The following is a 16596-nucleotide window of genomic DNA, read 5'->3' as shown; positions in this document are numbered from 1 at the left end:
ATTATAATCTCGTATATATTATAGCTTTCATAATAGTAAATGGTTATGAATAAAAAAACTGTTATAAGGAATATATTTATGGAAAAATTTTTCAAGCTTAAAGAGTATGGTACTAATGTAAAAACAGAGATAATAGCAGGCTTTACTACTTTTATGACAATGGCTTATATATTAGCAGTAAATCCAGGTATACTTAGTGCAACAGGTATGGATAAAGGAGCAGTATTCACAGCTACAGTAGTATCTGCAATAATAGCAACTTTGATAATGTCTTTGCTTGCTAATCTTCCTTTTGCTTTAGCACCTGGTATGGGACTTAATGCTTTTTTTGCTTATACTGTAGTATTGGGTATGGGTTATAGTTGGGAAACAGCTTTAACAGCCGTATTTATAGAAGGTATTATATTTGTTGTTCTTACTATTTTTAATGTGAGAGAGGCTATAGTTAATAGCATACCTGTTAATATGAAAAGAGCTATTTCAGTAGGTATAGGATTATTTATAGCTTTCATAGGACTTCAGAATTCTAAAATTATAGTAAATAATGATGCTACTTTGCTTGGACTTGGTAATATTACTTCAGGAAGTGCATTACTTGCTATTATAGGACTTCTTATAACAGCAATTTTATTAGCATATAATGTAAAAGGTGCAATACTTTTAGGAATACTTATTACTACTATAATAGGAATACCTATGGGACTTACAAAAATGTCTCCTGATGCAAGTCTTATACCTCCTTCATTAGAACCTATAGCCTTCAAACTTGATTTCGGAAATATATTCACCCCTAATATGTTTATAGTACTCTTTACTTTCCTTTTTGTTGATATGTTTGATACAGTAGGTACATTGGTTGGAGTATGTACTAAAGCAGATATGCTTACAAAAAACGGAGAAGTTCCTAGATGTAAGCAAGCTTTATTTGCTGATGCTGTAGGAACAGTTGTAGGTGCTTGTTTAGGTACTTCTACTGTTACTACTTATGTTGAAAGTGCATCTGGTGTTGCTGAAGGCGGTAAAACAGGATTAACTTCTCTTGTTGTTGCTATATTATTCGCTGTTTCATTATTCTTATCGCATATATTTTTAGCTATACCTTCTGCTGCTACTGCACCTGCTTTGATTATAGTTGGTTTATTTATGATGACTCCTATATTGGAAATTAATTTCAATGATTATACAGAAGCAATTCCTGCTTTTATATGTATAATATTTATGCCTTTTGCTTATAGTATAGCTGAGGGTATTACTTTCGGAGTATTGTCATTTACTATATTAAAATTTGTTTCAGGTAAAAGTAAAGATATATCATTATTGACTTGGATATTATCAGCGCTTCTTTTAATTAAAATACTTATGCCTATAATACAAGGATTTTTAGGCTAATTTATATTTAATTAATTGATTATTTTTAGATGTTACAAACAGAGGGATTTTTTATCTCTCTGTTTTTTTATGATTTACAATTAAAAAATCGTAATTCTAATTAATTTAATTATTGCAATAAAAAATAGGCTCTGTAATATACAGAACCTCTATATTTAATTCATAATTTTATTATTATTGTTTTTTTGTTGATTTTCTTACGCATGGTTTTCTAGCAGATTTCTTTTCTACAGCTTTTTTTTCTACTGCTTTATCATCAGATTTTTTATCTAATTCAGGTAAAAGAAGCTCAGCTATTTGTACAGCATTTGTAGCAGCGCCTTTTCTTATTTGATCTCCTGCACACCAGAATACTAATGAATTTTTAGCACTGATATCTTCTCTTATTCTTCCAACATATATATTATCTTGGTTAGAAGTATCCAAAGGCATAGGATATTTAAACTTAGCAGGATCATCAACCACTTTTACACCTTTTGCTTTAGATAATAATTCTTTAGCCTTTTTAGCAGTGATTTTTTTCTCTGTTTCTACTGTAATAGATTCGCTATGACTTCTAATAACAGGAACTCTTACACAAGTACAGCTTACTTGCATATCAGGAGCATGAAGAATTTTTCTTCCTTCATTAGTCATTTTTAATTCTTCTTTAGTGTATCCATTTTTATCGAAAGAATCGATATGAGGAATTAAATTGTGAAGTATTTGATATTTGAAAGTACTGTTTTTAAGTTTTTTTCCAGCAACATAATCTTTTATCTGCTGTTCTAATTCTTCCATACCTTCTTTACCTGCACCTGAAACAGCCTGATAAGTAGATGCTATTATTCTTTTTATTTTTCCGAATTTATGAAGAGGAGCTAATGCTACTAAAGCTATTATTGTAGAGCAGTTAGGATTAGCTATTATTCCTTTATGAAGCTTAACATCTTCAGGATTAACTTCAGGAACTACTAAAGGAACATTTTTATCCATTCTAAAAGCACTGCTGTTATCTACTACAATACTTCCAGCTTTTACAGCTAACGGACTTAATTTCTTACTTAAATCAGCTCCTACAGCAACCAATGTTATATCCATATCTTTGAATGAATCTTTAGTTGTCTTTTCGATTGTGTATTCTTTGCCATTAAATTTTACTTTTTTTCCTGCTTCTCTATTTCCAAGAAGTCTTAACTCATTGATTGGGAATTTTCTCTCTTCCAATACTTTAAGCATCTCCTGACCTACAGCACCGGAAGCCCCTAATAAACATAAATTTACTTTTTTCATAATAGTGTACCATTAATTATTTTTTATTTTTTGTTCCTGCAATTATATATTAATAATATATTAAAATCAAGAATTTTTATATGTAGAAATGTTTAGTTTTTTAATTTAATTCAAGTGATTTGATTATAGTTTTTTATAAAAATGAATAACATAATGTAATTATAGAGTTAATAAATGTCTGTAATTAGACTATTTATTAATTCTATTTTTTAATAACTATTTAAATTTTTTAAAAAATTAAAACTCTATTTTGTATATGTTTCAAAATTAAATCAATGAATATTTGAGGTATTTTTATTTTATATAAATTTTGACTTAGCAGTAAATAACAATTATTTTTATTATTAAGAGTATATAAGTGTATATAATAAAATATTTTATATATTAAAAATTATGTTTTATAAAACTTATAATAACTCATTTCTATAATTTATTTATTAAAATAATTTTTAATATGATTTTATCAAATATTTTTAAAACATGTCTAACATAAAAAAGCTAATATAATTAAAAAAAATGTAAATTTTCAGTAAAAAACTAGTAAAATTAATTGACATAATCATAAAATTATACTATAATACTAAATGTAAAGATAATTTACCTGTTGCTAAATTGTTTTTACAAAATAAAAAACAGGAGAAATTTTATGACTACTATAAAAAAAGCTTTATTTATAATTTTTGTTTCAGCAATGCTTACAGGTTCATTGTTCGCTCAATATGACGGATATTATGATAATAATCAAGGAGGCTATCAGCAAGGCGGTCAAGGCGGATATGATCCATATGGTCAGCCTCAAGTACAAGATCCTCAGCAAAATTACCAAGATCCTTATGCACAGCCTCCTGCTCAAGGACAACAATATGGATATGGAGTGCAATTATCTTCTATACCTCAAAATGCTCAGAACTTTATCAAACAGCATTTTGCTAATGTAAAAGTAACTTTCATTGAAAGAGATTGGGAAGATATAGAAGTATATTTAGAAAACGGAACACAAATAGATTTCTTCCCTAATGGAGATTGGAAAGAAGTTAAATGTTATGGTAATATGCCTGCTACTATACTTCCTGCTAATGTTATGAATACAATAAGAAGAACTTATCCTAATGCTGCTATAATTAAAATAGAAAAACAGTTCACTATATTTGAAATAAAATTGAATAATATGATGGAATTGTATGTTGATAATAATGGTCAGTTATTAGGTCAAAAATGGGACGATTAATTAAATATTTAATATAAAAAATAATAAAAAATAATAATTAAAAAAAGGAGAAAATATGAAAAAAATACTTTGTTTATTAGTAGCTTTAACAGTTTTAAGTACTTCAGCTTTATTTGCAGATTGGTATGTGCCTCTTAATCAAGTTCCTCAGGCTGTAATAGCAACAGCAAAAAGAACTTATCCTCAGGCTCAGATTTGGGCAGTAGAAATGGAGCATTACAATGTATATAAAGTAAAAATGAATAATATGATGGAATTATATATTGATAAAGCTGGAAATCTATTAGGTCAGGAATGGGACGATTAATATAAATAAAATTAAAATATAAAACTATTAGAACAAGGGATTATTAAAATCTCTTGTTCTTTTTTTAAATTTAGTATTTAAATTATTGACATTATATTTATAATTATGTAAACTTTATTATGTTTATTAAATATGGTAAAGGTATTTTAATATGATTAAAGTTAATGTAAAAGAATTAATGGATGCCGTATACAATAAGTTTAAAATGGCTGGAGTATCTAATGAACAGGCTGGAATTGTAACGGATGTACTAATTTATGCTGATATAAGGGGCATACATTCACATGGAGTATTAAGAGTAGAACATTATATAGATAGAATAAAATCTGGAGGAATAAATTTAAATTCTGAATTTCATATAGAAGAGAAGAGACCTTCTTTTGCATTGATGGATGCTGACGGCGGATTCGGACATGTAGCAACACAGTATGCTATGGAATGGGCTTTAGAAACTGTTGAAAAACAGGGAATTGCTTTAATAGGAATAAAAAATAATAGTCATGCTGGTGCTTTGGGATATTATAATAAAATGGCTATAGATCAAAATAAAGTTTCTCTTATAATGGTTAATACCGATCCTTGTGTTATACCTTTCGGAGGAAAGAGATCATTTTTTGGAACTAATCCTATAAGCTATGGTTTTCCAGGAAAGAAAGATTTTATACTTGGAGATATGGCAACTAGCGAGGTATCGCTTGGAAGAATATTTACAGCAAGAGAAAATAATGAAACAGTGCCTATGCATTGGGGAGTAGATGAAAACGGCAATCCTAGCTCTAATCCTAATGAAATAAAATATGTTGTGCCTTTCGGAGGAGTTAAGGGATATTTGATAATGACTATGGTTGAAGCATTTACTGGACTTTTAGTAGGACAAGTTTACTGCAATAATTTAGTAAAGATGTACGGCGATATGGATAAAAAAAGAAATTTATCTACATTTATGCTTGTTGTTGATCCTGCTGTTTATAATGATTTAGATACTTATTTAAATACAGTTCAATCATTTATAGATGATATAAGGAAAGAGCCTGCTTTAAAAGAAGGCGGAACTATTTCTATACCTGGTGAGAGAAAAGAGGCTTGTTCTAAAGTTTATTTAAAAGAAGGTATACCTTTACCTGAGCATATTTATAAATATATTTTTGATAAATGATTTTTGAGGCTTAATTTAATGAGTGATTTATACACTACTCTTTCAGAAGAATTTGAAAAATTAAAAGATGAAAAAGAAGCTATATTAATGGCAAAATACATGAAAAATAATTTTGAGTTTTTAGGTATTCATTCAAAAGAGAGAAAGGAAGCTGAGAAAAAAGTATTCAAAAATATTCCAAAAGAAGAAAAAGAGTTTATTGATTTTAACTTTACAGACAAATGCTATGACAACAAATACAGAGAATTTCAATATGCTTCTTTAGACTACTTAAGGTTAAAAAAGAAATATTTAAATAAAACTCATATAGAAAAATTAAAAGTATATGCACTTACAAAATCTTGGTGGGATAGCATAGATTGTTTAGATAGAATAATCGGAGATATTGCTTTGAGAGATGAGGCTGTAAATAACATACTTTTAGAATGGTCTTTATCTGATAATATTTGGCTTAGAAGAATAGCTATAGATCATCAGCTTTTAAGAAAGGACAAAACAAACACAGAATTATTAGAAAAAATTATAATAAACAATTTTAACAACAAAGAGTTTTTTATAAATAAGGCGATAGGCTGGTCTTTAAGGGATTATAGTAAAACTAATCCTGACTGGGTACGAGATTTTCTAAATCGTCATAAAGAAAACATGGCTAATCTAAGTATCAAAGAAGCTAGCAAGTATATTTAAATTTTTTGCTTTACTCAACGCACGATTAATATTTAATTTATTAAAATTCGATTATTAAACTAATGCATATTTATAATCCTATTAGCGTGCATTTAAATATAAAAAAGGTATAATTAATTATGAAATATTTTGAAAAAAAAGAAGGCAATATATTTTTTATTCCTTTGTTTTTATCAAATGATATAAAGGACAATACTAAAAACTATTCAAAAATAAATTTTAATATTGAAGAAAACTACGCTTTTGGAAGACTAATTGAAATTGATAAATCCAAAGGAGATTTAATTGAAATATTTAATTATACAGGAAATATTCCAAATGATAAAGATGATATAGTTAAATCAGGACTTATGTTTGATCCGCTTCATATATCAATGGCATTTACTAAAAATAGATGGAGATTTGTTTTTGAAGAATTGGCTTATGATAGAGAAAAATATTCCAATTATTCAAAAATAACTTTTTTATTAGGCGATGAATATGATCCAAAATTATGGATAGGCGGTAAAATAAAATCAATAAAAAAATACGATACAAATAAATATAATGAATGTATTGTTTATACTCCTACAGAAATAGAGATAATGATAAAAGAGCGTATAAGCAGCAATAAATAAAATCAAGTTTGCTGATGAAACATTGCCGTAATATTACAATCAGTACATATTTCTATAAACAAAGTACCTTCTGCCATAGATTCAATAGTATGCCAATGAATCTGCATTAAGTATTTCATTTTCTTTCCGCAGCTTGGGCATTTCATATATTCCCAGTCCTGAACCCAATTAGCAAATCCTCCTATTGTATTTAAAGTATCATCGAATGCCCCGTAAAACAAAGGAACTTCATTTTTTGAAAGTATATAATTATTATTATGCATTGAATTTAATTCTTCTTCCTCTATATAATTTTCTTCAGGAGGATAATAGTTTTCAGACTCTTTATCGAAAGGAAGTATTTTGCTTCCTCCTTTTAAATCATATTTTGAATAAGTTGTATTGTAAATTACACAGTTAGGACAGCATGAAGCCTTTATTATTCCATTAACACCTATAAATTTTAATCTTTCATCTCTGCCGTCAATAATAGCCATATCCATATTTCTGCATCCGCATTCAGGACAATTGTCATTCCTTAATGAAGCTATTATAATAGGGCTCTGTTCTTTTTCTTCTTTGCTTTGAGCTTTATCTAAATAATAGCATTTATCGAAATTAAGTATTTGTCTCTTTTTATCTTTATCAAAAGTCCAGCCTGCACATTCAGCATAAACTGAAGGATCAACATAAAGTTTATTTCTCCATTCTCTTGGATTCATTTCAAAATCATATAAACAGTCAAGTGCAGCATCATCTCCCTGCATAGCTAAACATGATAATAAATTAGCTCCTTCAGAATAATCTTTAGTTGCTCTTATTCTTTTTATAAGTTCATCTCTTATTTCTTCGCTTGCCTTATAATAAAATACTTCAGGGTAATAAATTTTTTTCTCTAATGCTTTTTTTGCAATATCTTTTAAATCTATATTTCTATATGCAATTAAATCATAAATATAAATGCCGTCTATTAACTCTTTATCAATATCTTTTTCTTTTAGATTTTTTACATATTTACTTACTATATCTTTTATTTCATCATCAGTTAAAGCAAGAGTTTTATTTCTTTCTTCTTCTGCCTTACATTTAAAGCATAAACCTTTATAACCCAATTCTGTTCCGCATTTATCGCATTTATGTTCAAGCATAATTCTACCTCTTTTTAAATAAAGCTGACTAATTTTATAACAATTCATTTTTATAATAGTTAAACTCTACGCACGGTAAACGAAATTAACAATATAATAAAACTAGAATTATAAATAAATTTAGATTTTTAATTTTATTCTGCGTGCGGTGAATGCTCTGTAAATTTAAAAAAATCCTGGGTAGGTTGTTAGAAATTCTATTTAAATTTTAAAGAAATAAAAAATAATAATTACAAATTAAATAATAAAGATAAAGGGTGGGCAAATGTAATTAAGCTTTAAAACTCTATTTAATACCCCGCCCTTTCAAGTTTACTGCTTTATTTTGAATTACAACAATTAATTATATTTATAGCTTAATTATAATTTGTTAGCACCCACCCAAGTTTTGTTTAAATTTTAAAACGTTATATAACACACGGTGAACAAAATTAACAATAATAATAAAATTTGAATTGCAAATGAATCTATATATTTAGCTTTACTCTCCGTGCGGTGAATACACTATAAATTTAAATAAAACTGGGGTGGGCGTTAACAATTCTGTTTAAACTTTAAAGAAATAAAAAGTCATAATTTCAAATAAAAATAATAAGCCTAAAGGGTGGGTTTTTAATAATATTAACTTGAAAATACTAAAAAATGAAATATATCAATTTTATAATAAAAAATTATTTGAGGTAAAATATGTCATCAGAACAATATTATGAAGAAGGTTTAAATTATTTTAAAGAGAGAAAATACAAAGAAGCTATAGAATCTTTTGATAAAGCAATAGAGTTAGCTCCTAATAATAGTAATACTTATTATAACAGAGGAATTACTAAAGTAAATTTAGGACAGTATGAAGAATCTATAAAAGACTATGATAAAGCTATAGAGTTAAACCCTAATGATAGTGATTCTTATAATAACAGAGGAATTGCTAAAAAAAATTTAGGACAGTATGAAGAATCTATAAAAGACTATGACAAAGCAATAGAGTTAAACCATAATTATAGTAATGCTTATAATAACAGAGGAATTGCTAAAAAATATTTAGGACAGTATGAAGAAGCTATTAAAGACTATGATAAAACAATAGAGTTAGACCCTAATGATAGTAATGCTTATAATAACAGGGGACTTGCTAAAGGAAATTTAGGACAATATAAAGAAGCTATTAAAGATTTTGATAAATCTATAGAATTAAACCCTAGTTATAGCGATGTTTATAATAACAGAGGAGTATCTAAAGAAAATTTAGGACAGTATAAAGATGCATTAAAAGATTATAAAAAGGCTTTGAAATTAGATTCTAATAATAACATAGCTAAAAATAATATAAAAAATCTTCAAAATAAATATGGTTTGAAATGACTTTACGCACGGTAAACAAAATTAACAATATAATAAAATTTGAATTGCAAATAAATCTATATTTTTAGCTTTATTCTGCGTGCGGTGAATGAACTATAAATTTAAAAAAAATCTTGGGTGGGCAGCAAAAATAACAGATAGAACAAAAAGAAATAAAAGATTATAATTTCAAATAAAAATAATAAGCCTAAAGGGTGGGCAAATGTAATTAAATTTTTAAACTTAAATATTAAAATTCACTGCTTCATTTTTAATTTTTATATTAATTATATTTATAGACAATCAGCAATTTTAGCACTAGATCAAATATTTATTAAATTTAAGAATGATTTATAAAATTTTATATTATAAAAAATTAGCACTTTTGCAACTTTGACGAAGTCAGGGAAAAGTTGATAAAAAATAACTTTTCAAATTTATTTAAAACTCCGCCCTTTAAAATTTACTGCTTTATTTTGAATTTTAATATTTATTGTTCTTATAGCTTAATTAGAAATTTTAGCCCACCAAGCGGTAATTAAATTTTTTTGCTTTACTCAACGCACAATTAACTAAATTATTGATGTAATAAAAATTTGAATAATAAATTAATTAATATTTTAGTTTATCTCTCCGTGCGTACCACTAAAATCAATAAATATCATATAATATAAGTAATTTATATACTATATTATATAGATTTTTTGAAAATTACACAAAAAGTAAATTTTTTTTTATTTTTCTTCTAAAAAATTTTGTATTTTTTTAAATATTTTTTAAAATCTTTTTTATATTTAACCTTGTAAAATATAATAAAAGTAAATTGTGGAGAAATTAATGAAAAGAGGATTAATGTTCAAGTTTTTGAGTATTTTTTCTATATTTCTTTTTGCGGCATTTTTAGCAATATTATTTATATACAAACCAATATATAAATCAAAATTCTTAAAGGAAAAATACTTTCAAACTCTAAACTCAAAAAACGAAACAGAAGCATATGTAAAAGAAATAAAAAACACAGTCAATTTAATAGTTAATAATTTGGAAGCTAATCCAGATTTAGAAACATTCGGAAATTTTATAACAAATGTTCAAAAAACAGGATCAGGTTATTTAAACATGTATTTTGGTGATACTGTACCATATTCTGATGGAGGAATATATATAAACACTTTAGAGGAATATCCTCGTACATACAATCAAACTTCAAGACCATGGTATAAAGATGCTGTAGCTACAAATGATATAGCAATAAGCGATCCATACATAGACTTTGCTGTTAATGAACTTACAGTTACATTCAGTAAGGCTATATATACAAATGGAAAATTAAAAGGAGTATTTGCTATAGACTTCGCCGATATGAATAGCATCATGAAAGATATAAAAGAAAATTTTGATGAAAGTTTTTATATAGTATCTACTGATGGAATATATATGACTCATGAAAATAGCGATTATATTTTAGAGGAAAATAAGAATTTATTTACAGATCCGCTTTTTAGTTCTTTCAAAGGCAATCTTATATCGCATGTAGGAGAAGTTAAAATTGTAGGCAATCAATGGTATGCTGTGCAAAAAACAGATAATGCTCCATGGATATTAATATTCAAAGGAGATGCCAGTGAATTAAATAATCAGTTTATGATTCTAATGCTTGTAATATTTGTTGTGATGGTTATTCTTTTATTCCTTGAAGGATTTTTAGTTTATAAAATAGTAAAGCCATTAAGGAATACAATAAAAATTATAGACTTAATGAAAGAAGGCAATTTTAATAGTGTATTTAATAAAGAAGATTTGGCTTTAAAAGATGAGTCCGGACATTTAGTTAATTCTGTTAATGATATGCAAAACAAAATATCATCTATAGTATCAGAAATAAAAATGAATATGGCTTCTATTAATAATTCAAGCGGACAAATATCAAATGGTATAGATAATTTATCGGATAGGACATCTTCTCAGGCGGCTGCAATAGAACAAGTAAGCAGTGCTATAGAAAATTTGTTTTCTTCTATATCAGAAACATCAAGGCATACTAATGATGTAAAAGAGATGAGTAATAAAGTAGCTGATTCTACAAAGCTTGGAGTTGAGGCCGTAACACAAATTTCAAATAATATGGTTGATATATCAGAGTCTAGTAAAGAGATATCGGATATAATAAAACTTATACAGTCTATAGCATTTCAGACAAATATACTTGCTTTGAATGCAGCTGTAGAAGCGGCTAGGGCAGGGGAGCAGGGAAAAGGTTTTGCAGTTGTTGCTACAGAAATACGTTCGCTTGCTCAAAATGTTAATGATGCTGCCGGAAAAATTACTACTATAATAGAAAATACGGTTGCTAAAATAGAAACAGGTGATGAATCTGTTAAGCATTCTTTAGAGATACTTTTGAATATAGAATCTTCTGCAAATGAAGTTTCAGAAGTTTTGACTAATCTGTATAATGCTGTTTCAGAAGAGGAAGGAAGCGTAAAAGAAATTGCACTTGCCATGAATGAATTAAACAATATCACTCAGGAAAATGCTGATTTAGTACATAACAGTGCTATTTTAGGAAGAGAAGTTTCTAATAATACAGAAAGCGTTTATTCAGAATTAGAATATTTTAAATTACATAAAATAGGTTAATATCAAAAATAAATAATCGTATAATGCTAATGCATTATATGATTATAGCATATTAGCGCTGTCATCATCCATATTTCTTCTATCTTTATTATCTCTGTCATCCATATTAAGACTTAATATTCTAAGTCCTTCAGTACCAAGTACGGATTTTAATGCTATTAAAAATGCTGTATCTCTGCTTGATGCGATATTGCTTTTATATAGTTTCATAGCATATCTAGCCATATTAATACCATCTCTTACAGAAAAAGAAGCATTATGTATATGTGATTTTTGCAAGAATCCAACAGTGATTTTTAATATTTCATCATCAGCAAAAGGAAGATTCATTTTCAATATATCATACTCCTCTTTAACATCAGGGAAAGGAAGTTCAATAGTAGGCTGTAAACGTGAATGAATATATTCAGGAAGCTCAAAAGTGCTTGCATCATCATTCATAGTAACTATTACTCTGAAATCAGGGTGAGCTTTTATTTTTATTCCAGCTATTACGCTTTCTACATATCTTCTGTCATCAAGTAAAGGTGCAAGTGAAGCCCAAGTTTTCTCACTCATTCTGTTTCCTTCGTCTAATATAGCAACTCCGCCTTTTATCATTGCTGTAACCAAACTAGAAGCATGATAACTTATTTTATTATTTTCAGATATTACAGGAATAATTATTAAGTCTTCCGGTCTTGTATCTACAGTGCATTGAAAAATATAAACATCTCTATTAAGAAGCTCTTTTCCTACATAATATGAAAGAGTAGTTTTTCCGGCACCTGGTTTTCCTACGATTCTAGGGTTTAGAGGTATATCATCTTCTGAAATTAAATGCCAAGAAGCCATTATCTGTCTTACTAAGTCATTCTGTCCTGTCCATTTTATATTTAAATTATCCGGATGTGATAATGTAAGTTCAACATTTTCTATTTGCACTTTTTCCATTTTTTAAGCCTCTTTTTTAAAGAAATTTATAGTTAATCAATGATATTATTAATTTTATAAAAAGTCAATTATTTACAATAATTTTGATGATTTGTGTTGATTTATTTTATATAAATTTATATATTAACTATAGAGTAAAAATTAAGGGTGTATATATATATGTTTCAAAAGTTTTTCTATAGCTTGATTATCGTTATGTTAGTTTTTTCATGCAATAAAAATCAAAATAGCTCATCTGTCAAAAATAAAAATACTTCAGAAATACAAGAATCCAAATTCTATTTGCTTGAAGGAAATATATCCGGAGAAAAAGCAGATATGTATTTATACGTAAATGAAAAAAACAAAAAAGTAAGCGGATATTATTATACTGAAAATAAAAAATCTGTAATTACAGGCAGTATTAATAATAAGAAATTGAATTTACAGGAAGTTGATGAAAATAATAATATGCATGCTTCTATAGTTGGCAATTTAAGCGATGATATAGTATTAAGTGCTGAAATAAGATATGAAGAATTGAACGAAATAAAAGATATGGAATTTTCTTTAAATAGAAATCTTCCTGTATATTATGCTGATATAGTTGATTATTATAAAAATGACAGCATAAGTAATTCTATATTCTCATATCATAGAACTATACTTCTATTTAGTAAAAGCAGTGATATAAACTCTTTGGATATGGAATCATCTATTAATTATGTTAAAGAGGAATGTGATAATTATTATAATGAATGGAAGGGACTTTTATATGTTGGGGCAAGCAATACCACTTATGAAATAGATAATACTGTTAATGTGGGATATATAGATAATAGGGTAATAGCACTAGATAATTATTCATCTATGTATACAGGCGGTGATCATGCAGCGAAAGCTAATATTCAGGAAGTATTTTCACTAGAGAGTTCTAATCTTATCACTATAAGAGATGTAATATCAGATTTTAATAATGTCAATTTAATATCATTGATGAGAGATAAAATATTAAAAACAGGTTCTGCCAAAGAAGATTATTATGAATTTGATTCTATAACATTAGAAAGCTCAAGTTTCAGAATACTTCCTAATTCTATAAATTTCGTATGGCAGGCTAATGATATATCTCCATATACAGTAGGAATAACAGAGATAAGTTTTACATTTGAAGAATTAAAGCCTTATGTAAAAGAAGATTCTCCTTTATATTATTTATTTTTATAATTTTTTATAAAATCTAGGCTTAAATCGATAAAAAAATTTGTTTAACTATTAGCATAAAGACAATAATTAAAAAGGAGATTTAATATGTCAGGACATGCTAATATTATAGTAATTGAAGGAAGATTAACAAAAGATCCAACTTATATGAAAACTAAAAATGGAAAATCTTTATGCAAATTTTCTATAGCTAATAATAGGTTTTATTATTCAAACGGAACTTTGCAAAAGGAAGTATATTTCTTTGATTTAGTGACTTGGGGATATAATGCAGATAAGGCGGCAGTTAGTTTATTTAAAGGAAGACATGTACTTGTAAACGGAGAATTAAGACAAAATATTTATACTTCTAAAGATGGAATCAAAAAAAGTGCTTTTTATATACTAGCATTAGAGATAAAAAATTTGGATAAAAAATCTATAGGAAATACTTCATATACGAAAACAGCTAATAATCAAATAGTATCTGATTTTATTGAAGAGAATCTAGAGGAAGTATTTTAGATTCTTTTATAGTATTCAATATTTCATCGCATATTGATTTTTGATCTTTAGAAGCATCTATATGCTGCATATATGGTTCATTGAAAGAAGAGAATATTTTATCAACTTCTTCTAAATAGTGTTTGTTTTCAAATCTATCAACGAATCCTCTTTTTTCCATGATTCTGTTTAATGCAGTTTCTATATTTAGGTGAAGTATGAATACTAAATCAGGTTCTAATATGAAATCTTTATGCAGATTATATATGTATTCTTTATCAATGCCTTTAGCTCCTTGATATGCTATAGAAGAATGCATATATCTGTCTAGTACTATTACATATCCATCATTAATGGCAGGTCTTATCATATGTTTTATATGCTCTTTTCTATCTGCTATAAATAAGGATAATTCTTCTTCAGGTGTTAAATCTTTAGAGAGCATACTTTCTCTTAATTTGGAGCCATAATATGCATGAGTTGGTTCAAAAGTATATATAGATTTTATTCCTATATTATTTAAAATGTCCGTAAGCATCATGCCAATGCTTGATTTTCCGGAACCGTCGATTCCTTCTAATACTATTAATTTTCCTTTCATTAATTTTTCCTGAATTATATTTACATCCTACCCCTATTATAAATATAACAATTATTAAAAATAAATCAAAAGAATATATAATTTTTTTTTCATTATTATTGTTAAAAAATTGTTCGCCCGCAATGTCTGGCAAATAAATTTCTCAGACACTCACAATTTTTATTATTATACTAATCTAAAATAAATTGACCAATCGCTATATTTTAATTATATATAATTATCTTATTTTAAGCGTAGCTATACCAATAAGAGCCATTATGATTCCTATAATATAGAATCTAAATACCACCTGTGTTTCTTTCCAGCCCGATTTCTCAAAATGGTGATGTAAAGGCGCCATTTTAAATATACGTTTTTTATTGAAAAATTTATAAGAAAATACCTGCAAGACTACGCTTAAAGCCTCTGCAACATAAACGGCACCTATTATAACAAGAAGCAATTCATGTTTTATGAATAAGGCTATAATACCCAAAACTCCGCCTAAAGATAAACTTCCAACGTCCCCCATAAATACCTGAGCAGGGTGGGCATTAAACCATAAGAATCCTAAACCGGCACCTATCAAAGCACCTACAAAAACTGTAACCTCTCCTGCATCTGATATGAAAGGTATTTTTAAATAAGTTGCTATTAATGAGTTTCCTGATACATAAGAAAGAACAGCTAAAGCCATAGACATTATTATTAAAAGTCCTATAGCAAGTCCGTCAAGTCCGTCGGTTAAATTTACGGCATTACTCATACTTACTACTACAAATGTAGCAAATGGTATATATAAAATTTTTAAGTCTATATATATTGTACTTGCAAATGGAAGGAATATTGTAGAAGAAGGAACTTGAGCCACTTTTACGGCTTCTAATACTCCTATGCCTTGATTGAGTTCAAATGTCATTAAAAAAGTTGATTTATCAAAATAGTATAAATAAACACCTATTATAATTCCAACAAATGTTTGAAAGAATATTTTATATATTCCAGGAAGACCTTTTGAATTCTTATATTTAATCTTTAGAAAATCATCTAAAAATCCTGCTATTGAAAGTATTACTAATGATAAAGTGAGCAGTATTATTTTTAAATTATCTAATTCAGCCCATAACAGCACACTAATCAATATACTTCCAACTATGAATATACCGCCCATAGTAGGAGTTCCTGTTTTTACCAAATGTGTTTCAGGACCGTCATCTCTTACAACCTGCCCAAAATGCAGCTTTTTTAATTTTTCTATAACACCAGGGGCAAATAAAATAACTAATATCAATGCAGTAGCTACAGCACCTGCAGTTCTGAATGTAATATATCTGAATAGGTTAAAACCAAAAAATGATTCTCTTAATGGGTAAAAAATTTGATACAACATGACTATTTACAACCTTTATATAATTAAAAAAGTTAAATATTTAAATATACTATTATATATATAAAGTTTTGTCAATTAAAAATATTATGTTAATTAATAAAATTTTAATTATTATATTATTTTTTTAAACCATAAAAAAGTCAGGCTATTATATTTTTCATAATAGCCTTATTTTTATAAATTTTAATAATATTATTAAATCTATAAAATTGACTTGCTTATTTATTACAGCTAATAAAAATAATT

15 protein-coding genes are annotated in these 16596 nt (G+C 27.1%); 10 read left to right on the top strand and 5 right to left on the bottom strand.

Annotation, left to right across the window (positions count from 1 at the left end):
• Nucleotides 1–78 precede the first annotated feature (78 nt).
• Nucleotides 79–1389, top strand: coding sequence for an NCS2 family permease (locus BHYOB78_RS12580; RefSeq protein ID WP_020064690.1), 1311 nt, complete (start codon nucleotides 79–81; stop codon nucleotides 1387–1389).
• A 174-nt stretch (nucleotides 1390–1563) separates the two neighbouring features.
• On the opposite strand, the gene BHYOB78_RS12575 is transcribed toward BHYOB78_RS12580, so the two are convergent.
• The gene (locus tag BHYOB78_RS12575; protein WP_020064689.1) at nucleotides 1564–2661 is read right to left on the bottom strand and encodes an aspartate-semialdehyde dehydrogenase; all 1098 of its coding nucleotides are present in this window, start codon (nucleotides 2659–2661) and stop codon (nucleotides 1564–1566) included.
• Between the two features lie 646 nt (nucleotides 2662–3307).
• Between BHYOB78_RS12575 and BHYOB78_RS12570 the strand changes: the two genes are divergently transcribed.
• The 5 genes from BHYOB78_RS12570 to BHYOB78_RS12550 all read left to right on the top strand — a co-directional run bounded on the left by BHYOB78_RS12570 (nucleotide 3308) and on the right by BHYOB78_RS12550 (nucleotide 6656).
• Nucleotides 3308–3889 (top strand): PepSY-like domain-containing protein, encoded by a 582-nt coding sequence (locus BHYOB78_RS12570; protein WP_028331346.1) that lies wholly within the window; start codon nucleotides 3308–3310, stop codon nucleotides 3887–3889.
• Nucleotides 3890–3944: 55 nt separating this feature from the next.
• On the top strand, nucleotides 3945–4196 hold the full coding sequence (locus tag BHYOB78_RS12565; RefSeq protein ID WP_012671158.1) for a PepSY-like domain-containing protein: 252 nt from the start codon (nucleotides 3945–3947) through the stop codon (nucleotides 4194–4196).
• A 151-nt stretch (nucleotides 4197–4347) separates the two neighbouring features.
• Nucleotides 4348–5352: an Ldh family oxidoreductase gene (locus tag BHYOB78_RS12560; RefSeq protein WP_020064688.1), complete on the top strand. Its 1005-nt coding sequence runs from the start codon at nucleotides 4348–4350 to the stop codon at nucleotides 5350–5352.
• An 18-nt stretch (nucleotides 5353–5370) separates the two neighbouring features.
• Nucleotides 5371–6039: a DNA alkylation repair protein gene (locus tag BHYOB78_RS12555; RefSeq protein ID WP_020064687.1), complete on the top strand. Its 669-nt coding sequence runs from the start codon at nucleotides 5371–5373 to the stop codon at nucleotides 6037–6039.
• A 119-nt stretch (nucleotides 6040–6158) separates the two neighbouring features.
• Complete coding sequence (locus BHYOB78_RS12550) at nucleotides 6159–6656, top strand: Imm26 family immunity protein (protein WP_020064686.1); 498 nt, start codon at nucleotides 6159–6161, stop codon at nucleotides 6654–6656.
• A gap of 2 nt (nucleotides 6657–6658) precedes the next feature.
• Here BHYOB78_RS12550 and BHYOB78_RS12545 read toward each other — a convergent pair whose 3' ends face one another.
• Nucleotides 6659–7783, bottom strand: a complete 1125-nt coding sequence (locus BHYOB78_RS12545) for a hypothetical protein (RefSeq protein ID WP_173425791.1) — start codon at nucleotides 7781–7783, stop codon at nucleotides 6659–6661.
• Nucleotides 7784–8470: 687 nt separating this feature from the next.
• Between BHYOB78_RS12545 and BHYOB78_RS12540 the strand changes: the two genes are divergently transcribed.
• Nucleotides 8471–9142, top strand: coding sequence for a tetratricopeptide repeat protein (locus BHYOB78_RS12540; RefSeq protein ID WP_047108771.1), 672 nt, complete (start codon nucleotides 8471–8473; stop codon nucleotides 9140–9142).
• Between the two features lie 816 nt (nucleotides 9143–9958).
• The gene (locus BHYOB78_RS12535; RefSeq protein WP_020064683.1) at nucleotides 9959–11761 is read left to right on the top strand and encodes a methyl-accepting chemotaxis protein; all 1803 of its coding nucleotides are present in this window, start codon (nucleotides 9959–9961) and stop codon (nucleotides 11759–11761) included.
• A gap of 42 nt (nucleotides 11762–11803) precedes the next feature.
• On the opposite strand, the gene BHYOB78_RS12530 is transcribed toward BHYOB78_RS12535, so the two are convergent.
• On the bottom strand, nucleotides 11804–12694 hold the full coding sequence (locus BHYOB78_RS12530; protein WP_012671153.1) for an AAA family ATPase: 891 nt from the start codon (nucleotides 12692–12694) through the stop codon (nucleotides 11804–11806).
• A 159-nt stretch (nucleotides 12695–12853) separates the two neighbouring features.
• On the opposite strand from BHYOB78_RS12530, the gene BHYOB78_RS12525 reads away from it, so the two are divergent.
• Nucleotides 12854–13900, top strand: a complete 1047-nt coding sequence (locus BHYOB78_RS12525) for a hypothetical protein (RefSeq protein WP_028331344.1) — start codon at nucleotides 12854–12856, stop codon at nucleotides 13898–13900.
• Nucleotides 13901–13984: 84 nt separating this feature from the next.
• On the top strand, nucleotides 13985–14401 hold the full coding sequence (locus BHYOB78_RS12520; RefSeq protein WP_020064681.1) for a single-stranded DNA-binding protein: 417 nt from the start codon (nucleotides 13985–13987) through the stop codon (nucleotides 14399–14401).
• Here the strand turns inward: BHYOB78_RS12520 and tmk are convergent.
• Nucleotides 14370–14981 carry a dTMP kinase gene (tmk, locus tag BHYOB78_RS12515; protein WP_020064680.1) on the bottom strand — a complete coding sequence of 204 codons (612 nt, stop codon included), beginning with the start codon at nucleotides 14979–14981 and terminating at the stop codon, nucleotides 14370–14372. The genes BHYOB78_RS12520 and tmk overlap by 32 nt on opposite strands.
• A gap of 217 nt (nucleotides 14982–15198) precedes the next feature.
• Complete coding sequence (mraY, locus tag BHYOB78_RS12510; protein WP_012671150.1) at nucleotides 15199–16350, bottom strand: phospho-N-acetylmuramoyl-pentapeptide-transferase; 1152 nt, start codon at nucleotides 16348–16350, stop codon at nucleotides 15199–15201.
• Between the last annotated feature and the right edge of the window lie 246 nt (nucleotides 16351–16596).

The sequence above is a fragment of the Brachyspira hyodysenteriae ATCC 27164 genome (assembly GCF_001676785.2).
Classification (GTDB): Bacteria; Spirochaetota; Brachyspiria; order Brachyspirales; family Brachyspiraceae; genus Brachyspira; species Brachyspira hyodysenteriae.
Note: the sequence above shows the minus strand (reverse complement) of the source record. Positions and strands in the feature narration are given on the sequence as shown.